This is a genomic window from Thalassolituus sp. UBA6592 (assembly GCF_002433655.1).
In the GTDB taxonomy this organism is placed as follows: domain Bacteria; phylum Pseudomonadota; class Gammaproteobacteria; order Pseudomonadales; family Oceanobacteraceae; genus Venatoribacter.
On the sequence record NZ_DJIO01000191.1, the window covers coordinates 1 to 22,950 of the forward strand.

General features: G+C 53.5%; 23 protein-coding genes. 15 read left to right on the top strand and 8 right to left on the bottom strand.

Going from position 1 to position 22,950, the window contains the following annotated elements; translation table 11 throughout:
• Nucleotides 1-450: heme ABC exporter ATP-binding protein CcmA (gene ccmA, locus B2Z72_RS18965; RefSeq protein ID WP_297005618.1), on the bottom strand; the 450-nt coding region annotated here is incomplete at its 3' end.
• A 166-nt stretch (nucleotides 451-616) separates the two neighbouring features.
• Here ccmA and B2Z72_RS18970 point away from each other — a divergent pair.
• The gene (locus B2Z72_RS18970; protein WP_296980705.1) at nucleotides 617-2,473 is read left to right on the top strand and encodes a flagellar hook-length control protein FliK; all 1,857 of its coding nucleotides are present in this window, start codon (nucleotides 617-619) and stop codon (nucleotides 2,471-2,473) included.
• Nucleotides 2,466-2,822, top strand: coding sequence for an EscU/YscU/HrcU family type III secretion system export apparatus switch protein (locus tag B2Z72_RS18975; RefSeq protein ID WP_296980707.1), 357 nt, complete (start codon nucleotides 2,466-2,468; stop codon nucleotides 2,820-2,822). The genes B2Z72_RS18970 and B2Z72_RS18975 overlap by 8 nt, the downstream gene beginning before the upstream one ends.
• 89 nt (nucleotides 2,823-2,911) lie before the next feature.
• Here B2Z72_RS18975 and B2Z72_RS18980 read toward each other — a convergent pair whose 3' ends face one another.
• Nucleotides 2,912-3,571 carry a TetR/AcrR family transcriptional regulator gene (locus B2Z72_RS18980; protein WP_296980709.1) on the bottom strand — a complete coding sequence of 220 codons (660 nt, stop codon included), beginning with the start codon at nucleotides 3,569-3,571 and terminating at the stop codon, nucleotides 2,912-2,914.
• Between the two features lie 449 nt (nucleotides 3,572-4,020).
• Here B2Z72_RS18980 and hemN point away from each other — a divergent pair, with 449 nt between their 5' ends.
• Both hemN and B2Z72_RS18990 read left to right on the top strand, forming a co-directional pair.
• A complete protein-coding gene (gene hemN / locus B2Z72_RS18985) occupies nucleotides 4,021-5,400 on the top strand; it encodes an oxygen-independent coproporphyrinogen III oxidase (protein WP_296980712.1) in 1,380 nt (459 codons plus the stop codon).
• Nucleotides 5,369-5,926 carry a TlpA family protein disulfide reductase gene (locus B2Z72_RS18990; RefSeq protein ID WP_296980714.1) on the top strand — a complete coding sequence of 186 codons (558 nt, stop codon included), beginning with the start codon at nucleotides 5,369-5,371 and terminating at the stop codon, nucleotides 5,924-5,926. Before hemN ends, B2Z72_RS18990 begins: the two co-directional genes overlap by 32 nt.
• Nucleotides 5,927-5,942: 16 nt before the next feature.
• On the opposite strand, the gene B2Z72_RS18995 is transcribed toward B2Z72_RS18990, so the two are convergent.
• Nucleotides 5,943-6,551 (bottom strand): hypothetical protein, encoded by a 609-nt coding sequence (locus tag B2Z72_RS18995; protein WP_296980715.1) that lies wholly within the window; start codon nucleotides 6,549-6,551, stop codon nucleotides 5,943-5,945.
• 116 nt (nucleotides 6,552-6,667) lie between these two features.
• Here B2Z72_RS18995 and B2Z72_RS19000 point away from each other — a divergent pair, with 116 nt between their 5' ends.
• Both B2Z72_RS19000 and B2Z72_RS19005 read left to right on the top strand, forming a co-directional pair.
• Entirely contained in the window at nucleotides 6,668-7,435 is a 768-nt protein-coding gene (locus B2Z72_RS19000) for a GNAT family N-acetyltransferase (RefSeq protein ID WP_296980717.1), read from the top strand.
• Between the two features lie 237 nt (nucleotides 7,436-7,672).
• On the top strand, nucleotides 7,673-8,005 hold the full coding sequence (locus tag B2Z72_RS19005) for a hypothetical protein (protein WP_296980719.1): 333 nt from the start codon (nucleotides 7,673-7,675) through the stop codon (nucleotides 8,003-8,005).
• Nucleotides 8,006-8,023: 18 nt separating this feature from the next.
• Here B2Z72_RS19005 and B2Z72_RS19010 read toward each other — a convergent pair whose 3' ends face one another.
• Nucleotides 8,024-8,962: a diguanylate cyclase domain-containing protein gene (locus tag B2Z72_RS19010; protein ID WP_297005621.1), complete on the bottom strand. Its 939-nt coding sequence runs from the start codon at nucleotides 8,960-8,962 to the stop codon at nucleotides 8,024-8,026.
• A gap of 251 nt (nucleotides 8,963-9,213) precedes the next feature.
• Between B2Z72_RS19010 and B2Z72_RS19015 the strand changes: the two genes are divergently transcribed.
• Genes B2Z72_RS19015 through B2Z72_RS19035 form a run of 5 tightly spaced genes read left to right on the top strand, consistent with a single transcriptional unit; the run spans nucleotide 9,214 to nucleotide 14,679 of the window.
• Entirely contained in the window at nucleotides 9,214-9,996 is a 783-nt protein-coding gene (locus B2Z72_RS19015) for a glucosaminidase domain-containing protein (RefSeq protein ID WP_296980725.1), read from the top strand.
• Complete coding sequence (locus B2Z72_RS19020; protein ID WP_296980728.1) at nucleotides 9,983-10,357, top strand: PilZ domain-containing protein; 375 nt, start codon at nucleotides 9,983-9,985, stop codon at nucleotides 10,355-10,357. The genes B2Z72_RS19015 and B2Z72_RS19020 overlap by 14 nt, the downstream gene beginning before the upstream one ends.
• Before the next feature lie 46 nt (nucleotides 10,358-10,403).
• On the top strand, nucleotides 10,404-11,585 hold the full coding sequence (locus B2Z72_RS19025; protein ID WP_296980731.1) for an acetate/propionate family kinase: 1,182 nt from the start codon (nucleotides 10,404-10,406) through the stop codon (nucleotides 11,583-11,585).
• 25 nt (nucleotides 11,586-11,610) lie between these two features.
• Nucleotides 11,611-13,746 carry a phosphate acetyltransferase gene (gene pta / locus B2Z72_RS19030; protein ID WP_296980733.1) on the top strand — a complete coding sequence of 712 codons (2,136 nt, stop codon included), beginning with the start codon at nucleotides 11,611-11,613 and terminating at the stop codon, nucleotides 13,744-13,746.
• A gap of 42 nt (nucleotides 13,747-13,788) precedes the next feature.
• Nucleotides 13,789-14,679 carry an acyltransferase gene (locus B2Z72_RS19035; protein ID WP_297005624.1) on the top strand — a complete coding sequence of 297 codons (891 nt, stop codon included), beginning with the start codon at nucleotides 13,789-13,791 and terminating at the stop codon, nucleotides 14,677-14,679.
• A gap of 22 nt (nucleotides 14,680-14,701) precedes the next feature.
• On the opposite strand, the gene B2Z72_RS19040 is transcribed toward B2Z72_RS19035, so the two are convergent.
• On the bottom strand, nucleotides 14,702-15,952 hold the full coding sequence (locus B2Z72_RS19040) for a GGDEF domain-containing protein (protein ID WP_296980737.1): 1,251 nt from the start codon (nucleotides 15,950-15,952) through the stop codon (nucleotides 14,702-14,704).
• Between the two features lie 131 nt (nucleotides 15,953-16,083).
• Between B2Z72_RS19040 and cysK the strand changes: the two genes are divergently transcribed.
• Together cysK and B2Z72_RS19050 are read left to right on the top strand one after the other, a co-directional pair.
• On the top strand, nucleotides 16,084-17,028 hold the full coding sequence (cysK, locus tag B2Z72_RS19045) for a cysteine synthase A (protein WP_297005626.1): 945 nt from the start codon (nucleotides 16,084-16,086) through the stop codon (nucleotides 17,026-17,028).
• Nucleotides 17,021-17,641, top strand: a complete 621-nt coding sequence (locus tag B2Z72_RS19050) for an alpha-ketoglutarate-dependent dioxygenase AlkB family protein (RefSeq protein WP_297005629.1) — start codon at nucleotides 17,021-17,023, stop codon at nucleotides 17,639-17,641. Before cysK ends, B2Z72_RS19050 begins: the two co-directional genes overlap by 8 nt.
• An 18-nt stretch (nucleotides 17,642-17,659) precedes the next feature.
• Here the strand turns inward: B2Z72_RS19050 and B2Z72_RS19055 are convergent, their stop codons facing one another.
• Together B2Z72_RS19055 and B2Z72_RS19060 are read right to left on the bottom strand one after the other, a co-directional pair.
• On the bottom strand, nucleotides 17,660-18,661 hold the full coding sequence (locus B2Z72_RS19055; RefSeq protein ID WP_296983833.1) for a hypothetical protein: 1,002 nt from the start codon (nucleotides 18,659-18,661) through the stop codon (nucleotides 17,660-17,662).
• 1 nt (nucleotide 18,662) lies between these two features.
• On the bottom strand, nucleotides 18,663-19,529 hold the full coding sequence (locus B2Z72_RS19060; protein ID WP_296983831.1) for a cation diffusion facilitator family transporter: 867 nt from the start codon (nucleotides 19,527-19,529) through the stop codon (nucleotides 18,663-18,665).
• A gap of 322 nt (nucleotides 19,530-19,851) precedes the next feature.
• On the opposite strand from B2Z72_RS19060, the gene B2Z72_RS19065 reads away from it, so the two are divergent.
• On the top strand, nucleotides 19,852-20,724 hold the full coding sequence (locus B2Z72_RS19065) for a response regulator (protein ID WP_296983830.1): 873 nt from the start codon (nucleotides 19,852-19,854) through the stop codon (nucleotides 20,722-20,724).
• 212 nt (nucleotides 20,725-20,936) lie between these two features.
• Complete coding sequence (locus tag B2Z72_RS19070; protein ID WP_296983829.1) at nucleotides 20,937-21,731, top strand: tetratricopeptide repeat protein; 795 nt, start codon at nucleotides 20,937-20,939, stop codon at nucleotides 21,729-21,731.
• A 61-nt stretch (nucleotides 21,732-21,792) separates the two neighbouring features.
• Here B2Z72_RS19070 and B2Z72_RS19075 read toward each other — a convergent pair whose 3' ends face one another.
• The gene (locus tag B2Z72_RS19075) at nucleotides 21,793-22,926 is read right to left on the bottom strand and encodes a DUF4377 domain-containing protein (RefSeq protein WP_296983828.1); all 1,134 of its coding nucleotides are present in this window, start codon (nucleotides 22,924-22,926) and stop codon (nucleotides 21,793-21,795) included.
• Between the last annotated feature and the right edge of the window lie 24 nt (nucleotides 22,927-22,950).

The window sequence follows — 22,950 nt, forward strand, 5'->3', positions numbered from 1 at the left end:
TGCCAGCGCCACACGACGCTGCTGCCCGGCGGACAATTGCTGGCAGGGCGTTTCTTCAAAGCCGCCAAGTTCAACATCATCGAGAGCCTGCCAGAGGTCATCCTCCGCAACCTGCCACTGGCTGACCAGCCAGCGCAGATTCTCCAGCGGTGTCAGCGGCTTTTTCACCGCAGCGAGATGGCCCTGATACAGACGCTGGGCAGAGTAGGAGGAATAATCATCGTACAAAGGCTGTCCGTTCCATAACAGTTCGCCTTCGTAATCGCGGTTGAGTCCGGACAGCAGGCGCAACAGGGTGGTTTTCCCGGCGCCATTGGGGCCTGCCAGTTGCAGCAGATCACCGTTTTTTACTCTGAGGTCCAGCTCATCAAACAGTACACGGTCATCGCGTTCGCAGAACAGCTGACGCGCTTCAAGATCAATGGTTGTGTGGCCACGGCTGGCGGGCATTGCTAAACCTCAGGGTCCGTAAACACCGGACCATCACAAATCGATTTTGCCAGGCCGGACTCAACAGAAAGTCGCAATCCTGACACAAAAAACGGCGGCATTATATACAAAAACAGGCTGTCGCGGCGGCCTGTTAGCCTCTAAGCTGAGTAAAGGTACGTAAACCTTGGCCGATATCAAAATTATGCTGCCCGATTCCACCCCACTCGTCTCTGCCAACCTCCTGAAAGCCAGTGCTTCGGCGCCGGTTCAGGGGCGTTCTGCGTCGTCGTCCGGCACGCTGATCCGTGCAGAAGTGGTGTCTGTTAAGGCCGCAGACGACCAGTTTATGCTGACAATGAAAGCCGAAGGCCGCAGCTTCCCCCTTAAAAGTGAATACCCACTTCCTCCCGGAACCCGGCTGGAACTGGCGGTCAGCGACCAACAGCCACGTCCTGACATACAGGTACGCAGCATCACACCACCCGCCACCACATCCGGTACTGGCAGTAACCTGCAGATGTCTGCACTACAGCCACTGGTACAGCAATTTCTCGCCAGCCGTCTGCCGTTGCTGCCAACACAGCCGCAGCCTCAGGGTGCCGCCAGCAATGGTCTGTATTCCGCCCAGGGAACAACTGTCTCCCAGGCCAACACCCAATCTCAGGCAAATCTGCTGGCAAACCTGTCTCAGGCATCTGCCCTGCATCGATTACTGGCGGTGATGGGGCCACAGGCGTCAGCGTCGCCCGCCGTACAGACCAGCCCGCAGAATAACAGCACCAATATGCCGGCCAGTGTGCGCCAGATGCTCAGTGAGTGGGTCAGCCAGCTGCCGGAAAGTCCACAACTGGCAGAACCTGCGGTGTTACAGCAGCAGATTAAACAGAATGGCCTGAGCTATGAAAACCAGCTTTTCAGGCTGGCTGAACAGCTACGTTCGGGCTACTCCCTGTCCTCCTCCGGGAGGGCAACATCCGTCACAGAGGCTACAGCACAGGGCAAGTCCGGTGAGCGCGCCAATCTTTCATCAGCGGAAAATCCGGCCAATGCAAACCGCCAGCCCGCAACATCCCGTTCAGAGCTGGCCGATATGTTCCGCAATCTGTGGCTGAAAGCCGGAAACCTGGCAAAAAGCAGCCCCGGCCAGCCGGGCGGTTCACAATCATCGTCGCCATCAACAACCCCAGCACCAAACTCAGCACTAACCCCAGCAGCAAACACAGCGCCTGCTCAGAGCACCGCTGCGACCGGACTGTCTGCCGCCGGCAGAACAGCATTAGCGGCAAGTTCCTCACTGAGTTCTACCGCCACCAACAAGGTTCTGCAGACGCAATTGCAGATGCAGAGTCTGAAACTGACGCCCGGCGATCTGCAGGCAGCTCTGCAGCGCACCCACACCAACCTGGAAACAGCAGGCTCTGTGACGGGCGACAGCCTGGTACACCAGCTGCTCAGCAGTGATCACAAAGCTGTGCTTGGCAAAGCTCTGATGAACTGGCTCAATCAGCTGCGACCGGAAGGAACACCGCCACTGCGTGAACTTCCGGTCAGCCATATGAATACGGCCAGCCTGCAGGATACGCCGGAAACCTTCCGCCTGCTGCAAACCGCTCTGGCACAGACCGAGCACGAACAGGTCTCGCGCCTGCAGGCCGGTAATGACAACCTGCTGAATATTCCCATCTTCTTCCGCCAGGGCGACCAGTTGCGGGAAATTCAGCTGCAGATCCGCCGCGAAGAAGAAAACAGCGCTGACGAGCAGCAAAAGAAATCCGTGCGCTGGCATTTACGCCTGCATTTTGAACTGGAGAAGCTTGGCAATCTGGATGTCGAACTGAATCTGGCTATGCCAGCGGTGAAAGCCACCTTCTGGTCAGAGAACAGCGACACCCTGCAATTACTCAATCATCAGCTGCTGCCATTACGCAAAAAACTGCAGTCGCTGGGGGCTGAAGTCTCTGAGCTGCAGGCCCGCTATGGCCAGTTGCCGCCATTGAGCCGTAATCAGGTGCAGCAATATCTGGTGGATACCCATGGCTGATCAGTCGCAGAATAAGTCCGGACAAAAGCCCCTGTCGCCAGAGGCACAGCGCACGGCTGGCATTGCTGATTCCCTGCTGCAGGCTACCGAAGCGGTGGCGCTGAGTTACGATGGCCTGAAGGCTCCGACCGTCAGCGCCCGCGGTGAAGACGAACTGGCGCAGGCCATTATTCAGCTGGCCATCCAGCACGATGTGCCCGTGTATGAAAACGCATCCCTGACACGCTGGCTGTCACAACTCAGCGTGGGCGATGAAATCCCCCAGGATCTGTATCAGGTCATCGCTGAAATTCTTGCCTTCGTTTACATGCTGGAAGGTAAAACGCCAGCGTCCGCAGATCAGCTGTGATTCACGCTGAAGACAATATTTTGCATAAACCGCAGACATAAAAAACGCCACGGACATGTGGCGTTTTTTATTGAAGATATTTGCCTGCCTCAGACGGCTGCAGTCTCGCTTTCCAGCGAACTGAGCAACCAACCAATATGCTGTTGCACCACATCGTCCGGAATCAGATCAACCCCTGACAGCAACAGCGGCAGCGCCTGATAATGATAGCAATCGATAAGACCGTGAATAGACGCTACAAAAAACAGCGCCTGCTGCTTCTGTGCGGCTTCCGGACGTTCGGCCAGTGACGGCGCGGCATCGGTAAGCAGAGATAACAGATGCTGCTGCCATTCTTCCACCAGACGCTCAACCTGCAGCTGCACTTCCTGATCAACGGTCTCGGCCTCATCCAGACGCAGTAACGGCGGCTGAAACATCAGCTGGTAGTAACCGGGAAAACGCTGGGCAAAGTGAATCAGCTGGCGGGCAAAGGTGAACAGCGCCTCCGCCGGATTGCTGGCCTGAGTCATCTGCTTGTTGATATCGGCAAACACCAGATCAAAGCCACGGCGACGGGTATGAATAAAGAGTGTCTCTTTATCCGGGAAATAGTTGTAAATGTTACTGGCGGTCATCCCCAACTGTGACGCCAGTTTGCGCATAGAAAGATGGTGAAAACCAACGTCTGCCATCACACTGGATGCACTGTCCATGATGCGCTCGCGCTGCGCCGAGATTTCTTCTGCGGTAAACGGTTTCTTTGGCATAGTTCCCCCTGCACCTTCCCCTGAGTTCTTCCCCGTACCTGACGGATCAGGACTGCAGTGTTAACCCGGCGTCTTTATTCCTGATTTCTGCGTCGCTACTGGTTCTTTTTTCTGACAAGCTGGCAAGTATCGCCAGTGGCAGCAATTGAAGCATTCTTCCGTTTATTAGCAACTAAGATCTATCAAACGTCTGATTTCGGTCAAAATCAAGCCTGTTAGCGGCTCTTCCAGGAAAAACTTAAATAATTCGTGCGCTGATACCCCATCTGGCCCGGGTTAAGTCAACGAATGATAATTAAACTCACGTAAATCAATGCTAAACCCTGATAAATACTGAGGTTAAAGCACCATCCGGCGTTGCCGGACCTGCTGTTCAATTGATGTGGCGCAAGGGCCGCAGACGGCCCATGCCCTTACAATAGCGCCCTCAACTGAGAGTGATACTGACTATGACCGAGAACCTTCTTTGGGATCCGCTGCTGATCCAGCGTTACAACCGCCCGGGACCACGCTACACCTCTTACCCGACGGCGGTGGAATTTCAGCCAGTCACAAATGACGCGGCCGAACGCGAGGCGTTTGCGCAACGTAATCGGGCGACGCCACTGTCACTCTATTTCCATATCCCGTTCTGCCGTCACGTCTGCTACTACTGTGGCTGTAATAAAATCGTGACCAAGAATACCGACCGTGCGGCGCCGTATCTGGTTGAGCTGAAACGCGAAATCGCCATGAAGCGTGCCCTGCTGAACGATGATGCCATCGTCGAGCAGCTGCACCTTGGCGGCGGCACGCCGACCTTTCTCAGTGATGAGCAGCTCACCGACCTGATGACCTTTCTGCGCAGTCAGTTCCGCTTCAGCGACAAAGACAGCGCCGACTACTCCATCGAAATTGACCCACGTGAACTGCGCCCGAATACCCTGAAACTGCTGCGCGAACTGGGCTTTAACCGCCTGAGTTATGGTGTGCAGGATCTGGAAGAAAAAGTACAGGTTGCCGTCAACCGGGTGCAGTCGGAAGAGATGATCCGCAACGTGATGAGCGAAGCCCGTGAACTCGGTTTCCGCTCCATCAACATGGATCTGATTTACGGTCTGCCGCACCAGACACTGGAAAGTTTCGACCGCACGCTGGATACCATTATCGATATGCAGCCGGACCGTCTGTCTGTGTTCAACTACGCCCATCTGCCAGAACGTTTTAAGCCGCAGCGCCGTATTTCCGGTGACGATCTGCCGTCCGCAGATGAAAAGCTGGCCATTCTCGGTCACTGCATCAGCAAGCTGTCTGCGGCTGATTATCACTACGTCGGCATGGATCACTTCGCCCGTCCGGATGACGAACTGGCCCGGGCTCAGGCAGCCGGTGAACTGCACCGTAATTTCCAGGGTTATACCACCCACGGCGACTGCGATCTGATTGGTTTTGGTGTCTCCTCCATCAGCCAGATCGGCGATTACTACCTGCAGAATCACGTCACCGAAGACACCTGGAAAGCCGCTCTCGATCAGCAGATGATGCCGACCATGAAGAGTCTGCAGGCCACGCCTGAAGATAAGCTGCGTCGTCAGGTGATCACCAGCCTGCTGTGCCACCTGCAGGTGAACTTCGACGATCTCGATGCCGCGCATCCATTCAACAGCCGTGAGCTGCTGCAGCCTGATCTTGCAGAACTGGAGCCTATGGTGAAAGATGGACTGGTCATCATCGACGATCAGTCGGTCCGTATCACTGAAAAGGGACGGTTACTGGTGCGCAATGCCTGTATGGCGTTTGACACCTACCTGCAGAAACATGAACAGCAACGCTTCTCCCGCGCCATCTGATACCTCACAACGCCGTCGCAGTCAGTGGCTGCGACGGCTTATCGAACTCTCTGTATTTATTCTCCTGTTCAGCCTCATCAGCATGTGGCTCGGGCGCCATATGCTCGACAGCGAGACCCCGGCACCCACCAGTCAGCTGACGACACTGCCAACCGGTGACAGCAACCCGTTACCGGCCAGCCTGCACTGGCCTGCGCAATATGAACGTACGCTGGTGTATTTTTTTGCCCCCTGGTGTTCGGTCTGCCGCATCAGCATGCCCGGCCTGAACACATTGCCCACCGACGATCACAGCCTGCGTGTGATCGCCATTGCACTTGATTGGCAAAGCAGAAGCGAAGTGCAGCAGTTTATTGCCGACACAGGATTTAACGGGGAAGTATTTCTGGGCACCGCTGATACTGCCCAGGCATGGCAGATCAGCGGCTATCCGAGCTATTACGTTGTCGATAAGCAAGGCCTGATTGTGCATTCCGACCGTGGTGTCAGCACACCGCCGGGCTTATGGCTGCGTACGCAACTGTAACTGGCAGTCTTGCTGCTCACCAGGCCAGCTTGCCGTCCTCTGCCTGCGGCTGCCAGTAACGCCACTGACCATCGCGGTATTCAAGATACACACTCTTCTCAAACGGTTTGTCAAAAGACTCTGCCGAACGGCGCAGCGTTCGCGCCACACGAAAGGCCGGGTCTTTTATCCAGCGCTGCATATCATCCACATACCACTGCACAAAGGCGCGCACATAAAATGCTTCCCCCTTGGGGTAGGGATCGGACAACTCCATGATTTTTTTCAGCTTAGCGCGACCGTAATAAAACCCTTCCTGCTCAAGCATGGGTTTGTTATCCGGATAACGGTATACCCATAACAGTTTCAACCGTTTGCGGGCTTCACCCTGTTCGCGGATATCTTCCATGACCATGGATTTTTCCCGCTCCACCAGTTTGTATTTCATCAGAGCGGCCAGTAACTGCGCATCTTTGCTGTTACTGCGGCGCTCAACTTCATAAGGCAAAGGAAACGGCAGCCAGAGCAGCTTTTCACTCTGCAGACCCTGATCAATTAATTGCTCCGCTGTATTCGGGCCAAGAACGGGCTCAGCCTGCAGCGCCATTCCGCTGATCATTAAACAAAGGAATAAAACAACACGCATAAAGTGACCTCCTGCGGTTAAGAATAGCTGGCCTGCAAACAAGCGCCTGTCTGTAACGGAAATGTCACAGGGCTGACTTAAAGTCAGCCCGTCGATCAAGAAACAGAACACTGGATATGATGATGCTGCAAGCCACTGCCCGCCAACAGGCCGAAACTCAGGAAGCACCTCTGATTGCCCGTATTACGGACGATCCGGTCGAGATCCGTCAGGCTTTACAACTGCGCTATCGCGTTTTTGCAGAAGGCATGGGTGCCAGTCTGCCAACCGCGGATGAAGGTATCGATCAGGACCACTTTGATGATCACTGTCTGCACCTGATCGTTAAAGACGTGATTAACGACTCAGTGGTTGGTTACAGCCGTATTCTGACCAACGAACTGGCACAGAACACCGGCGGATTTTATTCAGAAACCGAATTTGATCTGAGCCAGATCGTGCAACCAGGCAAACGCTACATGGAAATTGGCCGCACCTGCGTTGATCCGGATTTCCGCAGCGGCGCCGTAATCGGCATGCTGTGGTCTGGTATCGCTCAGTTTATGTCAGCCAATAACATCGACTTTCTGATGGGCTGTGCCAGTATTTCGTTAAACGACGGTTACGCCCGTGCGGTTGCCATTGTGAATCATCTGCGTGACAAACATTTCACCGATGAAAACACCCGCGCAACGCCTAAGCATCATATGCCACGCATTGATGTAGATCTGGATGGCAAATCTCTGGTTCCGCCGCTACTGAAAGCGTATCTGCGTATTGGTGTGAAAGTGTGTGGTGAACCTTGTCTGGACAAGGACTTTAATGTCGCCGATGCACTGATTCTGCTGGCCCGTGACGATATCAACCAGCGCTACCTGCGCCACTTCGCCAAAACCGAAGGCTGATAACGAACTCCAGCATTCGCGACAGCAGCGTCAGGCTGCTGTCATTGCTGTTATTGTTGCTGCACTCTCTTTCCTGCATCTTTCCTTTCTGAACTTTTTTATCTGAGCGACCGCCTCTGCCTGTTACCGCCAATGGCCACAGCGGTAAGCGCCTGTTTTACCCGGCCTGAGCGGCGGAAAAATAGCCAGGCTCTGCTAGGCTGAAAGCAATACCGGACTAAACAGAGTGTATTGATCATGGCTGCTCTATCCATCTCTCAGGCCAGTGAGCTGATCTGGGAACTCAACCAGACGCTGGAAGACGCTTACTGGGAAGCCTCCTCCATGGAAGAAAAAGACCGCATATTTAACCTGATTCAATTGATGATGGGAGAATATATGGAACTGCTGAAAGTCAGCGTTCAGGACCATCACTACGACTATGAAGTGATCAGTACCAGCCAGGAAGTGCTGCTGCAGGTAATGAAAGATCTGCAACACGCCCAGATGAGCATTCCCCGCCGGCAACGTACATCGGTCAGGCTGGCATCATTGCTGAACCGCCTGACAGCTCATATGACCGCCCCCTGAAACAGAAAAGTCTGCTGCTCAGTGAGGCAGCAGATGACGGATACTTGCCAGATCGACGGTTTCGCTCATGCAATCTCGCCCCGCCGCCTTGGCCGAATACAGAGCTTCATCCGCAGCCTCGACCAGAAGGCCGGGCTCCTCACCCTGCAAAGGCTCACACCAGGCCAGTCCGAAACTCAGAGTAACGTATTCCTCTACCAGCGAAGCTGCATGAGGAATTGCCATATTGTGCACCGCTTCGCGGATACGCTCAGCAACCACAGCAACCCCTTCCTTGTGCACCGCTGGCAGAATCACCGCAAACTCTTCTCCGCCATAACGTGCTACCAGATCGCGTGGGCGCTGTACCGCAGATTTCAGGCAGTGCGCCACCTGCGCCAGACAGCGGTCGCCCTGCGGATGCCCGTAGTGGTCGTTGTAGGCCTTAAAGTGGTCGATATCCACCATCAGCAAGCCCAGGGCTCCCTGAGTACGCTGCGCCTGACGCCATTCAGACTGCAGAAAATCGTCCAGATAGCGGCGGTTAGCCAGCCCGGTAAGGCTGTCAGTTAACGACATGGATTCCAGCTGTTGTCGACGTTCGCGCTGGCGTAAAGCGTTTTTTACCCGGGCCAGACACACCGGCAGATTGAGCGGTTTGCGCAGATAATCCACGGCGCCGGCCGTCAGTGCCATCACTTCATAATCGCTGTTGTCCGGTCCCATCACGATAATATCCGCTGCGCGGGTTTCCGGCGCGGCCAGCCACTTGCGGCAAAATACATCCAGGCCCGGTGCGACCAGTGCGGCATCAAGTATCAGCAGATCGGTGTCACCATGCCCCTGCTCCAGACGGTGCCAGAGCTGCTCAGCATTAATAACACTGGTGACATTCACTGCGCCGGACAATACGTCTACCAGCTGAGCCTGAACGGCCAGCGTTGCGTCAGCGACTATAACCTGTGATTTGTCTGCCATATTCTTTCCTTTAAGAGAGGAATCGTGCCGGATTTAACCTCTTATCGGCAAGAATACACGATAGTGCATCCCCGGTAATAAAAAATAACGAAAAGCAGGTAGTATGAAATAAAACGCCAGTAATCCTACAAACCTTTGCACTGAAAGCGTCAATAATTATGCTGAAGGCAGGCTGAAATCAGATAGACTGGGGCAAATCGCTGTTATTCGCTAAACTACCACCAACACAGCGACTTACATCAGATGGTTATATGCGAAGATTACTGACAGTCACATTGATGCTCGCCCTCACCGCATGTGGTGAAAAACAGGCCGATTCAGACAGACCTGCATTTAAGGCACCGCCGCTGCCAGACTTCACCACGTATAAAGATGTGCAGGAAAAGAAACAGGCGTTTTTTGATTACCTGCTACCGTTGATCACAGAAGCAAACCAACGTGTGCTGGAGCAACGGGCTCTGGCCGAAAAGTGGGCCCGTGATGAAGAGCTGACAGAAAAAGAGCTGCAAAGGCTCACCCGTATGATGGAAAACTACCGGGTAAAGGCGGATGACAAAGCCGGCCAGAAAGAAATCCTGCTGAACCGGGTGAATATTATTCCACCCTCTCTGGTATTAGCTCAGGCTGCTAACGAATCCGCCTGGGGCACTTCGCGCTTTGCAACCGAAGGCAACAACCTGTTTGGCCAATGGTGCTTCAGCAAAGGCTGCGGTCTGGTGCCGTCTTCCCGCAACGATGGCGCAGTTCATGAAGTGCGTAAATTCCGCTCGCCGATGGAGTCGGTGGAGAGTTATATTCAGAACCTTAACCGCCATGCCAAATACCGTCAGCTGCGTTTAATCCGCCACCGTCTGCAGGAAGAAAATCAGATTATTTCCGGCCCTGCACTGGCCGCCGGTTTAATTGGCTACTCTGAACGCGGTCAGGCCTATGTTGATGAAATCCGCCATATGATCGAATACAACGGCCTGCAACAATATGATCAGCCGGATGCTGCAGCACCGGCAACAGGTGAATCCGATGCAGAGCAATGAAAGACGTTTTCGTCAGCGTTATGATGCGTCACCACTGAAGCTGGAAATCCGTCAGCTTGGCTGGTTTGGCCGCCCGAAAAAAGCCCACCACGCCATCGGTCGTGACTTTGCCCTTGGCGGTATCGCCATTATTACCCCACTTAAACTCAAACCGGGTAAGCGGCTTTTATTGACACTGGAAAATAAGGATCACAGACTGCAGGCAGTGCCAGCCACCGTGGTCCGCACCGAAGCGATTCAGGGCGATTATCTGTGCGCATTAAAATTTGCCATCGGTGAATTACCTGAATCTGCCAGCCGTGGGGTATACACCATACTGCAACGACTGGAAAACACACTGAAAGAACCATCAATCGCCTGATCGCTCAAAACTCAGGGAATGATGCTTCGCAACTCAGGGAATGATTGTGACAACCTCGATACTGGTTATTAACTGCGGCAGTTCTTCGATTAAATTCGCGCTTTATCACAAGTCCGATCTCAAACAGCCAACGTTAAGTGCAGTGGCAGAAAAACTGGGTGAAGAGCAACCCGATATTATTTACCAAGGCTCAATCAATGGTCAGGAAATGTTGCCCGCGCACTCCGGTCACCGGGAAGCAATGCAGACCTTTATCGATCAGGCCAGCGAAGAATTATCGCAACTTGCAGGTATCGGTCACCGGGTCGTGCATGGCGGAGAACGTTTTCACGACAGCGTGCTGCTCAACAGCGAAACCATTGCCGCATTAAAAGACATCAGTCCGCTGGCACCTCTGCATAATCCCATCAATTTACTCGGCATTGAATTATGTGCTGAGCTGTTTCCCGGCGTCGCTCAAACAGCGGTATTTGATACCTCGTTCCACCAGACCATGGACGAATCGGTGTATCTGTATGGCGTGCCCTACGCCTGGTACGAAGAAGACGGGGTAAGACGTTACGGTTTTCACGGCACCAGTTACCGCTACATCACCCAACAGGCTGCCGTTCTGTTAAACAAGCCCGCTAAGGAACTCAATCTGCTCATCGCCCATCTGGGCAATGGCTGCAGTGCCTGTGCTGTGCGTAACGGATTATCCGTGGACACCACCATGGGGCTGACCCCGATGGAAGGTCTGGTTATGGGTACTCGCTGTGGCGATATCGATCCCGGACTGATCGCCCATATGATGCGCAGCCACGACGGCAGCGTCGAAGACATCATGAAGCAGCTCAACCGCAACAGTGGTCTTAAAGGGTTATCGGGGAAGAGCAATGATATGCGCACCCTGCTGCTGGCGGCCAAAGCCGGAGACCAGCACGCTGAACGGGCCATTAGGGTCTTTTGTTTCCGCACCGCACGACAACTGGCTGCGCTGTCCGTGTCTCTGCCGGGCATTGATGCCGTTGTTTTTACCGGCGGCATTGGCGAACACGCCGGTGAGATCCGCGAAAAAATCCTCGCCAACTGGCCGGCAATGAACTTCCGGCTGGAAGACTACCCCAACCGTAAGAACGGTAAAAATACCCAGGGCCGCATCAGTGAAGTGCAATCACCTCTGGTGATGGTGATCCCCACAGATGAAGAAAGCATGATCGCCACAGATACTCTGGCGCTTATCCCCTGAACCAACCTCTGCAAGCGGAAAGATTATGATCAATATCCTGATAGCTCCGATTGGCCTGGACTCAGGTCTGACTACCATCAGCCTCGGCCTGATCCGTGCTCTCGATGCCCAGGGTCTGAAAGTTGGTTTTATCAAACCGATCGCTCCGGATTACGCCGACAGTGAGCGCTCGTCGCATCTGGTGCGCAGCGTACTGGCACTGGACACCCCGGACCCGATGCAGCTGCATCAGATTCAGCAGCGGGTCAGTGACGGACAGCTCGACCGCGTGCTGGAGGATGTGGTTGGCCTGCACGATCAGGTCGCCCGTGATTGCGATGTGGTACTGATTGAAGGTCTGGTCCCGGACCGCAGCGAGCCTTATACGGCCAAACTGAATGCGGAAATCGCAAAAGCACTGAACGCCGACGTTGTTATGGTGGCCAGTGGTCTTAATCACTCACCGAAGCAACTGAAGACTGAAATCAAAATTCAGTCGGCTATTTACGGCAGCACGCGCCTGCTGGGTACCATCATTAATAAAGCCGGCATGGCCCCCAGACATGAAGGTGTGCCTTCCGGTGAAGTCAGCGACCTGATTGAGCAGAACGACGATGAAGTCTGCACCCCCTACTGGCAGATCAGTACCCGTCAGTGCCCTGTGCTGGGCGTTATTCCATGGAAGCCACAGCTGGTCAGTCCGCGTATGCTCGATGTCGCCCGCGCACTGGACGCTCAAATCCTGCATGAAGGTGAGCTCGACAGCCGCCGGGTGTTGCGTATTGCCCTGTGCGCCCGCTCGCTGGGTAACATGATTGAAGTTCTGCGTCCCGGCACCTTACTGGTTACTCCCGGCGACCGCGATGACATTATCGTCGCCGCCGCTATGGCCGCCACCAATGGCACACCGCTGGCCGGCCTGTTACTGACCAGCGGCCTGCAACCCGGCGAAAAAGTCATCAACCTCTGTCGTGCTGCCCTGCAGACCGGCGTGCCGGTATTGCAGACCGATTACGATACCTTTACCACCGCACAGATGCTGACGGACATGGAAACTCAGGTGCCGGTGGACGATGCCGACCGCGTGCATAATCTGATGACCACCATTGCCGAACATCTGGATATCAAAACCCTGATGCAGCAATTAGGGGAACCCCACGCCAGCCGTCTGAGTCCGGCCGCTTTCCGCCATCAGCTGGTGACCCGTGCCCGCGCAGCACACAAGCGCATCGTCCTGCCCGAAGGAGAAGAACCCCGCACCATTCAGGCCGCTGCCATCTGCCAGCGCCGCGGCATAGCCAACTGCGTTCTGCTGGGTGAGCGTGAGCGTATTCTGCAGGTCGCTGAAGCCAACGAAGTGGACTTACCGGATGATCTGCAGATCATTGAACCCGCTCAGGTCCGTGAACAATACGTCGCCGGGATGGTGGAACTGCGCAAACATAAACAACTCACCGCACCCATGGCATTGTCACAATTAGAGGATAATGTTGTGCTCGGTACCATGATGCTGGCAGAGAATCATGTCGATGGCCTGGTATCCGGCGCCATCCACACCACCGCCAACACCATTCGCCCGGCCCTGCAGCTGATTAAAACCGCACCCGGGGCGCGACTGGTGTCGTCTGTGTTTTTTATGGGCCTGCCGGATCAGGTGCTGGTTTACGGTGACTGTGCGGTCAATCCGGACCCGGACGCAGAAGAACTGGCAGACATTGCCATTCAGAGTGCGGTATCGGCAGAAGCCATGGGGATTCCGGCAAGAATCGCTATGATCAGTTACAGCACAGGCTCATCCGGCAGTGGTGCTGATGTGGAAAAAGTCCGCAGCGCAACCGCACTGGTGAAAGCACAGCGTCCGGATCTGCTGATTGACGGTCCGCTGCAATACGATGCGGCCACCACCGCCAGCGTCGCCAGAAGCAAGGCACCGGATAGTCCGGTAGCCGGGCAGGCAACCGTGGTGATATTTCCGGATCTGAACACCGGCAACACCACATACAAAGCCGTACAGCGCAGCGCCAATGTCATCAGCATCGGTCCTATGCTGCAGGGGCTGGCCAAGCCGGTTAACGACCTGTCGCGCGGCGCACTGGTGGAAGACATCGTGTACACTATTGCCCTGACTGCTATTCAGGCACAGACTGTACAAACACAGAAAACCGAACAAAAAACCGACTAATAGACCGAACAACAAAACAAACAATAAAACGGGAAGCTTAAAATGCCGCCGCTGTTAACAGGCATTATCGCCAGTACACTGCTGACACTGAATATTCTGTTCTGGTGCTCACTGCTGTTTATTTTTACATTTTTTAAACTGATTATTCCTTTCCGACCATTTCGCCAGCTGGTAACGGCCCTGCTGAACCGTATCGCTGAAAACTGGATTTCCTGTAATTCCGGCTGGATGATGCTGACCCAGAAAATGGATTGGCAGATTAATATGCCGGCGAACCTTAAACGCAAAGGCTGGTACTTTGTTGTCAGTAATCACCAGAGCTGGGTCGACATTCTGATTCTGCAACATGTGCTGAACCGTAAAATTCCATTGCTTAAATTTTTCCTCAAACAGGAACTGATTAAAGTACCGGTTATGGGAGCAGCCTGGTGGGCACTGGATTTTCCGTTTATGAAACGGTATTCCAAAAGTTATCTGGAAAAATACCCGGAAAAACAGGGGAAAGATCTGGAAACCACACAAAAAGCCTGCGAAAAATTCCGCACCATGCCAACCAGTGTGATGAATTTTCTCGAAGGCACGCGCTTTTCACAGCATAAACACGATCAGCAACAATCGCCGTATAAGTACCTGCTTAAACCCAAAGCCGGCGGTATGGCGTTTGCGCTGAATGCCATGAACGGCCAGTTTCATTCTATCCTCGATGTCACCATTGATTACCCTGATGGCATTCCCAGTTTCTGGGATTTTCTGCAGGGAAAAATGCGCCGCTGCCGTATCGATATTCAGCAGCGCGACATCCCTGAAAAACTGCAACAGGGTTCTTACGCAACCGACGATCATTACCGTGAATCGTTTCAGCAATGGACGCATGAGCTCTGGCTGGAAAAAGACCAACAGCTGGCAGCCTTTCACGCCGGCTCAAACGACTGAGCGACGACAGTAAATACCCGTGCTATACGCAGCAGATCTGATTCCGGCCTGCTGCCTTGGCGCGGTAAAGACGACGGTCAGCATCCCCCAGCAGAGATTCTGCAGTACGGCCATCATCAGGCACGGATGCGGCTATTCCGGCACTGATGGTCACCCTGCCGTAAGGGGATTTTTCATGGGGAATATTCAGTTCCGCCACGCTGTTGCGGATCTGCTCCAGTAAGGTGACGGCGTCATTCTCATCCGTTTCAGCCAACAGAATCACGAACTCCTCCCCACCATAGCGGGCGCAGAGATCCCCCGGGCGCTTGCAGAAAGACGCCATCAGCTGCGCCAGCCGGATCAGACAATCATCACCACTGAGATGACCATAATGGTCGTTGAAATCCTTAAAGCGATCGATATCAATCATAACCAGAGCCAGCGGCATTTTATTACGTAAACAACGCCGCCACTCCGTATCAAGCTGACGCTCAAAACAGCGCCGGTTGGCAATTCCGGTCAGACCATCCGTGGTCGACATATGATGCAGACGATCAGTCAGAAACTGGAGCCGCTGAGCTTCCAGCGCCAGCAATTTATTTTTTAAAAAATCATTGCGGGCGGCAGTCTCAGTCATAAAAGCAATGTAACCGCCCATCAGAATCATCAGGAACCAGAACAGGGTAAATAACGGAATAAATATGTCGATCAAACGGCTCAGTGACGGATCATTAACTTCGTGCGTCATCAATGGATGCGCCAACAGATAAAGCAGAAACAGTGCTAAAGAAACACTTAATACAGAGCGATAACTGAGACGCAGGGCCACCATAATAAATACCTGAATAGGTATCAGGCCGAGATGGTATGCATATTTCAGTTCATCAGGAATCAGGGCAATAAAAACCAGTACTGACAGCCCGGCAACAAATACCCCGACCGCAGCCAATATAACCATATAGTCATAAAAAGCAGACTTCGGAACCCAGGCAATGGCGAGCAGACCGCCTGCAGTGATAAGCAGCCGTAATATAAATATCAATAACCCCTGTTCACCACCGAGATAAAAATCCGGCCAGGAAAAAGCCAGATAAAACAACAGACCTGCGATCAGGATGTTGCGCTCAATTTCCAGAAAACGCCGGTTGCGGAGATCCAGATAACTTTTTTCCAGCGCCGCCGGAAATCTGAGTTTCCACTGTCGCTGATCAAGAATTCCGGTAAGAATATTGATCTGATCTTCGACACCCTTTAAGGTGTATTGCTGGTTCTGATACAGGGTATTTTGCACGGCGTCTCCCGCTTCTTATTAGCGGCTCCCATCCTGAGACAACCGCACCCAACCTATCTTTTACTGTCCATGTAACACCGTCTTATGGATTCAGACAATATCCCAGGGCGCCGTTTACAGAGAGGTTTTTTATGAAAGTCTACGAAGATATCAGTCAATCCATTGGCAATACGCCGCTGGTCCGCATCCGTCACATCACTGATCACCCGGCGATTTATGCCAAGCTGGAAAGCCGTAACCCGGCCCAATCGGTAAAATGTCGCATTGGTGCCAATATGATCTGGCAGGCGGAGCAGGACGGTCTGCTGAAACCAGGCATGGAAATTATTGAACCAACCAGTGGTAACACCGGGATCGCGCTGTCTTTTGTCGGCGCCGCGCGCGGCTACAAGGTCACTCTGACCATGCCGGAAACCATGAGTGTTGAACGTCGTAAAGTCATGAAAGCACTGGGAGCCAACCTGGTTCTGACCGAAGGTGCGAAAGGCATGAAAGGTGCGGTAGACGCGGCCGAAGCGCTGATCGCTGAAGCACCGGAAAAACGCATCATGCTGCAACAGTTCAATAACCCGGCCAACCCGGCGATCCATGAAAAAACCACGGGTCCGGAAATCTGGAACGACACGGATGGCCAGGTAGACGTTATCGTTGCCGGTGTCGGTACCGGCGGCACCATTTCCGGTGTCGCGCGTTACCTCAAGCAGCAGAAAGCTGTTACTGCCGTTGCTGTTGAGCCATCCGCCTCACCTATCATCACTCAGGCGCTGGCAGGCGAAGAGCTGACCCCGGGACCGCATAAAATTCAGGGTATCGGCGCCAACTTTATTCCCGGCAACCTGGATCTGGAGTTGCTCGACCGCGTTGAACAGGTCGCCAATGAAGACGCCATGGCCATGGCTCACCGCCTGATGTCCGAGGAAGGCATTCTGGCCGGTATTTCCTGTGGTGCAGCGATGACTGCGGCGCTGCGTCTGGCTGGAGAACCGGAATATGCCGACAAGAAAATCGTCGTTATTCTGCCGGACTCCGGTGAGCGTTATCTGACCTCCCCCTTGTTCGAAGGCTTCTTTGAATAACAGCCTGCTGGCACAGCCCCTGATCTGCGCATCAGGGCAGTTGCTGAATGGCCTGCTGGCATATTACCCGCAGGCCATTCATTCCCCCGACACCCTTTATAACGACCTTGCTGAAAATCTCCCCTGGCAGCAGGGCAGCATTCTTATCTATGGCAAGCGCCATAAAATCCCGCGCCTGCAATGCTGGATCGCCGATCCCGGACTGAACTACACCTATTCCGGCGAACAGCTGCCACTGACGCCCTGGCCGCCATTACTGCAGCAACTGCGGCTGGAACTGAATCAGGCATTTGATCTCAGGCTCAACTCGGTATTGTGCAATCTGTATCGCGATGGGCAGGATGCCATGGGCTGGCACAGTGATAACGAACCGGAACTGGGCAGCGATCCGGCGATTCTGTCTGTCACGCTTGGCGCCCAGCGGGATTTTGCGCTAAGGCCAACAGGCAGCACTCGTCAGAGTGCAAAGATAGCGCTGGAAGATGGCAGTCTGCTGTATATGAAAGCGGGCATGCAAAGCCTTTGGCAACATGCCGTCCCCCGTCGCGCCGGCATCCGCTCAGCACGTATTAACCTGACCTTCCGCGAAATAATCCAGCCACTTGCGCGCTGACAAAAAGCACGCCGGCTGTTATTGGGAAATAACGCCTTCCAGGCGCAGCATGATCACCGGGGTGGTTTCGTATTCACCATCACTGGTCCAGATAAATTCCGGGTTCACTTCCGCAAAGACCCAGTCGCTGTACACCAGCTGCCGGTAACGCAGCCCGGCAAAATAGGAATCAAAGGTGGCGCCGAATTCTGTAGAGCCGGTAGCACCGGCAACGTAAGCCATACCCCGGGTCGGACTGAGTTCGTGGTACAGCGCGGCACTGTAGCCCAGAGAAAAGAAATCGTCCTGCTCCATATACTCAGCATCCATATTGATGCGGAACAGCTTCTCGACATTAATCGGGTAATCGGCACGCAGTTGTGAACTTTCGCCGGCACCGTCCTGAGTGTAATAGAACACGGACTGAGTAGCCCTCAGCTCCCACTCCGACAGATAGGCATAACGCCGTGCGCGGAAACGGACAAACGGATCCGGCGGAACGCCCCAGCGCACACCAGCGTCCAGGTTGGTTTTCCATTTATCGGTTTCATTGAGAATATAACGCAGCGCGGTGGTGTACTCGGTATTTTCCACACTCTCAAGCGGGTCCGCTTCCCTGGCGTCCTCGTCATCCTGAGATTCGAACAGCAGATTGAAGCGCTCATTGGTGTTGGGCAGAACCACCTTAACACTGAGGCCAAAGCGGTAATCCACCGGCTCGCCAATTTCACGGCGGGTATACAGAGAGATCTGGGCGCGACTGCCACGCACGTCATCGTTGGCCACGTCTTCACTGAAAAAGGTATCGACGAAGAAGCTGTCGATACCACCAGAAAGATCGTTGAGGTAACCGGCCAGCCAGTCGCGCGAGCGGTCTGCTATGGCTTCACGTTTTATTTCTTTGCTGTCGGCGGCAGCCGCATCCGTAAGTTCCTCTGCCGCCGGCAAAGGCGCAATGCTGTCGCCCTGTAATTGCGGCGCAGCGCCAAAGGCGAGACAACAGCCGGGAAGCACAGAAATCAGACAGAGAAATCTACGCATATCAGACCGGATCGTGATGAACGAGAATTTCGGCTCTGGGGAAACGGGCAAGGACAGCTTTTTCCACCTTGTCGCCGATGGTGTGCGCAGACTCCAGAGTCTGCTTTCCATCGAGATCAAGATGCAGCTGAATAAACTGAATGGCACCAGCCTGACGGGTTTTCAGATCATGAAAACCGCGCACACCGGCGCAGGACGAAATAATCCCTTTCAACTCTTCCTCATCCTCTTCCGGCATTGCTTTATCCATCAGCACTTCAAGTGCGTCAGTGACAATGCCGTACACACTGTACAACAGAACGGCTGCAATCCCGAGGGCCACAACCGGGTCAAGCCAGTAGATATCCCACTGAGCGGCCAGCAAGGCTACCACAACTGCAGCACTGGTCAGAATATCACCATAGTAGTGTGCTGAATCGGCCTTAATGGCCAGCGACTGCGTCTGACGATAAACCCAGCGCTGATAAGCCACCAGCGCCATGGTGGCAAACACAGAGAAAATCATCACCGCAATACTTTCTTCCAGTGCCACCAGTTCACGTGGACGCACCAGGCGATCCAGTACGTGCAACAGCAGGAAGGTCGCGGAGCCAAGAATAAACGCCGATTGCACCAGAGCAGCCAGCCCTTCCGCTTTGGTATGACCGAACGGGTGATCATCGTCTGCCGGCATCAGCGCATAGCGCACGGCGAAGTAATTCACCAGAGAGGCGGCAATATCCATCAGGGAGTCGAGCAACGACGACAGCACACTGGCTGAGTCACTGACGCTCCAGGCAAACACTTTGGCCAGAAGCAGTGTCACAGCAGTAAAAATTGAAGCAGTGGCTGCCCGTTTAATCAGTACGGCATGATTGGCTGCAGTCATGTGTTAAAACATCTTCTCCCGCGGCGTCTGTGGCGGACACCTGTTATCGTTTGCCTGCGGCGGATTCCCTTCTCCTGAAGCAATGTCACACCTCTTACTTCAGGAAACAAGATGCAACACAGATACACTGACCAGTGTGGGCAATCCGGCATCATAAAATCTTTTTCCGTGGCGGATTATGTCAGATAACAGCCCGCTGTTCAGGTCTTTCCCCGAAATGTAGATCAAATGCTCAATTACGCGCAGCAAAAAGTGCCAGACTATTGACGTATCCCCGGCAAGTTGCTCTTATTGGCGCAGATTCGGTTCAGGAAGCAGCCTTATGACAATCCGACAAGCACTGGTGGTCGACGACTCCAAATCCGCACGCATGATGCTGCAGCGTCTGCTGAGCAAAATCAACGTCAGTGCAGCCGCAGTGGAAAGCGCCGAAGAGGCACTGAAATTTCTCGAAAAAGAACAGCCTGATGTGATCTTTATGGATCATATGATGCCGGGGATGGATGGTTTGGAAGCAACACAGCTGATCAAATCCAACCCTCGCACCGCAGCAATTCCGACCATTATGTACACCTCGAAAGAGGACAAGGAATATCAGGATATTGCGCTGTCCCATGGTGCCCGCGGCGTTCTCGCCAAGCCAGCCAGTCACGAAGCTGTGATGGCCGTGATTCAGTCGCTGGATGAACCGGCAGCAAACGATGAACCGGCAGCTCCGGCGCACAGTGGTATTCCGCTAATTGAAGTCGATAAGCTGGTACAGAAAAATATCGCACTGGCGATGTCAGGCATCAAAGATGAACTGACCGCCATGATTGATGAACATGCCAGCGGGCTGAAAGCATCGCAGAGTACGCAACTGGATTTAATGCAGGCGCGCACACTGCAGCATACCGCCCGTCTGCAGAAGGAACTCGACGATTCGCTCAGCGAAAGCGCACTGTTCAGTAAAACACGCACACAGACCCAGCGCCTGGCCGTCGCCGTGGCCGATAAACTGGTGAAGAAAAACGTCGATGACATCATCAATATGATGGCCAATGACCGTATCGCCATGGAAGATGAACTGGCGATTCTGCGTGAAGAAATGCTGCTTTCACAGAAAAAATCGGCACGCAGTGCGGCTCTCACCGGATTAATCGGTGGCGCGCTGCTCGGTGGCATTATCGGCGCTGCCGCCACCTTCCTCCTTTAACGGAAATCCGTCACGCCCTTTTAATCACGTTTTAAATCTCTGTGCAGCGCTCAGGTTTTATCCCTGCAGACGCTGCACACAGCCTCTGCCATTCGCCGGGTCTGCCACGGCAGTTTTCACGACAGGCTGGCTCAGCTGCACCTTTTTTTGTACGCTTGCACTACTTAAAATACCCTGCTCACCCAATAATAATTACCATCAGGGAAAGGATAATGATCAGACTTATGATGACTGCAGCCGCAGTTATTATTCTCACTGGCTGTGCCGCAGCAACACCATTACTGGTGGCTGAAGCCGGTGGTCACCAGCTGGCCCGCCACGATGAAGATATTAAAGTCCGCGCCGCCGCCGCATTGGATGAAGAACCGGATCTGCTGACTTATTCCGTTCAGGCCATCAGCCGCGACCGAACGCAACAGGCCGCCAATACCTATCTGCTGGGATATCAGGCAGAAGACTATTCGCGCAATATGAAATCCCTTGCCCTGTATCAGCTTGCGCTGCTGTATATGAACCGCTTTAACAGTGAACGCGATGACGCCAAAGCGCGGGAATACCTGCTGTTACACCGCCAGCAATTTCCCGATTCAAGGCTTAAGGCAAAAATTGAAAAACGCCTGGCCATTCTGGATCAGCGCGCAGAGGATGGCGTGCAGTTATCACCTGAGCAATTACTGCGTCAGGTCGACCGCAATAAATTATTGCAACAGGATAATATTCCTTACGATGCCGAGCTGACCGCCATGAGTGAACGCGCCATTACCCAGGGTCGTGTTGCGGAGGCAGAATCCGTCTATCTGGTGTTATACGACAACAAAGCATCTTCCGATATGATGCGTGCGCGCTCGCTGTATCAGCTCGGGTTGATTTATATGAGCCCGTATAATCAGGCCGGGGATAACCAGAAAGCGTTGGCCTACTTCCGTAAAATTACCGCTGAATTTCCGCAGACAGAAGCAGCAGAAAAAAGCCGGCAGCGCATCGTCGAATTACTGAACCGGCAATAATGCCGGTGTCAGAAAAATATCAGGCAGGTAAAAGAATTAACATGAGCCGGAAGGTACCGGCTCAGATGCCCCAGTAAATATCTTCTTCTTCATCTTCATCAGCCACGCAGTTCCGGAAATCGTCCAGATCTTCCTCGTGACAGATAATATCCACGATAACAACGTCGGCGGTATCAACATAACCTTTCAGCAACAGCCACTCCGGCTGGTGATTGTCTTCATCATCAAGGATGTATTCGTCAATTTGCGAGCACTGGGAATAGCTGGCGCAGTCGAATGATTCAGCGCTGTCATACATGGTAAAACTGCCACCGCTGCTGTCATCGATGGCTTCACCGTTAACCACAAACAGGAAAGTATAATTACTGCCAATACGGGATTCCGGTGCGGAATCATCCTCCAGCAGATCGGCCGCAGTGATATTTCCGGCAGCACTGACCGTCCTGGTTACGCGGATGTCGTAACGTGAACCCCAGCCATAAGTGAAGCCTGAAATACCGTCTTCCAGTGGCAGCAATTCGTACTCGTCAGAGTCATTGACTTTATAGAGATAACACAGGGTGGGTTCACTGGCGCCACAATCGGACAGGAAGTGCGCGATATACCAGCGCTCTTCGCTTTCACCGGCACACTCCGAACTGAAGCCATCTTCATCAGAACTGCAGATAAAAGAATCCAGGGTCAGAGCACCTTCGCGGGCGGTGAATTCCAGCTGCAGAACATAGCCATTGCTGACCGACGTCTGAATGTCAGTACAGAATGGCGCACAGGCAAACGACACGTCACCGTTAAGTGACCAGGTGTCATCATCAAGGGATTGCAGAATGCCGGTATCGCTGTGCAGCGTCAGACTGAAGGTTTCATTTTCCGCTGTGACCGGATCTTTCTGATTAACTGATTCCAGCTCATAAGACTCAGGATGACCATCACGGTCAAACGTCGTATTCACCGTCAATTCGTAGCGATAACCCCATTCATATTCAGAGAATCCAATAAAGTCTTCTTCAAATACTTCCCAGTCATCGGTAGTTTCTTCGCGCACACGGAAGCACAGTCGGCTTTCATCTTTGTCGCACTGAACTTTGTAATGGTCCACCAGCAGAGTTTCCGACTCATCGCCGTAATGACTGCCTAGCTCCGGACAACCGGTCAGTAACAGTGACGAAAAAACGATAAACACAGCGTACTTCATCATGCGCCAATACCTTTTATTGCAGTG

What these genes read in the sequence shown, in the direction of transcription:
- B2Z72_RS19010 (WP_297005621.1), bottom strand. Translation starts at nt 8,962, where the DNA reads ATGGCAGACAAATCACAGGTTATAGTCGCTGACGCAACGCTGGCCGTT.
- B2Z72_RS19060 (WP_296983831.1), bottom strand. Translation starts at nt 19,529, where the DNA reads ATGACTGCAGCCAATCATGCCGTACTGATTAAACGGGCAGCCACTGCT.
- B2Z72_RS19005 (WP_296980719.1), top strand. Translation starts at nt 7,673, where the DNA reads ATGGCTGCTCTATCCATCTCTCAGGCCAGTGAGCTGATCTGGGAACTC.
- B2Z72_RS19035 (WP_297005624.1), top strand. Translation starts at nt 13,789, where the DNA reads ATGCCGCCGCTGTTAACAGGCATTATCGCCAGTACACTGCTGACACTG.
- B2Z72_RS19015 (WP_296980725.1), top strand. Translation starts at nt 9,214, where the DNA reads ATGCGAAGATTACTGACAGTCACATTGATGCTCGCCCTCACCGCATGT.
- hemN (WP_296980712.1), top strand. Translation starts at nt 4,021, where the DNA reads ATGACCGAGAACCTTCTTTGGGATCCGCTGCTGATCCAGCGTTACAAC.
- B2Z72_RS18990 (WP_296980714.1), top strand. Translation starts at nt 5,369, where the DNA reads ATGAACAGCAACGCTTCTCCCGCGCCATCTGATACCTCACAACGCCGT.
- cysK (WP_297005626.1), top strand. Translation starts at nt 16,084, where the DNA reads ATGAAAGTCTACGAAGATATCAGTCAATCCATTGGCAATACGCCGCTG.
- B2Z72_RS18975 (WP_296980707.1), top strand. Translation starts at nt 2,466, where the DNA reads ATGGCTGATCAGTCGCAGAATAAGTCCGGACAAAAGCCCCTGTCGCCA.
- B2Z72_RS19075 (WP_296983828.1), bottom strand. Translation starts at nt 22,926, where the DNA reads ATGATGAAGTACGCTGTGTTTATCGTTTTTTCGTCACTGTTACTGACC.
- pta (WP_296980733.1), top strand. Translation starts at nt 11,611, where the DNA reads ATGATCAATATCCTGATAGCTCCGATTGGCCTGGACTCAGGTCTGACT.
- B2Z72_RS19020 (WP_296980728.1), top strand. Translation starts at nt 9,983, where the DNA reads ATGCAGAGCAATGAAAGACGTTTTCGTCAGCGTTATGATGCGTCACCA.
- B2Z72_RS19070 (WP_296983829.1), top strand. Translation starts at nt 20,937, where the DNA reads ATGATCAGACTTATGATGACTGCAGCCGCAGTTATTATTCTCACTGGC.
- B2Z72_RS19065 (WP_296983830.1), top strand. Translation starts at nt 19,852, where the DNA reads ATGACAATCCGACAAGCACTGGTGGTCGACGACTCCAAATCCGCACGC.
- B2Z72_RS18980 (WP_296980709.1), bottom strand. Translation starts at nt 3,571, where the DNA reads ATGCCAAAGAAACCGTTTACCGCAGAAGAAATCTCGGCGCAGCGCGAG.
- B2Z72_RS18995 (WP_296980715.1), bottom strand. Translation starts at nt 6,551, where the DNA reads ATGCGTGTTGTTTTATTCCTTTGTTTAATGATCAGCGGAATGGCGCTG.
- B2Z72_RS19000 (WP_296980717.1), top strand. Translation starts at nt 6,668, where the DNA reads ATGATGATGCTGCAAGCCACTGCCCGCCAACAGGCCGAAACTCAGGAA.
- B2Z72_RS19055 (WP_296983833.1), bottom strand. Translation starts at nt 18,661, where the DNA reads ATGCGTAGATTTCTCTGTCTGATTTCTGTGCTTCCCGGCTGTTGTCTC.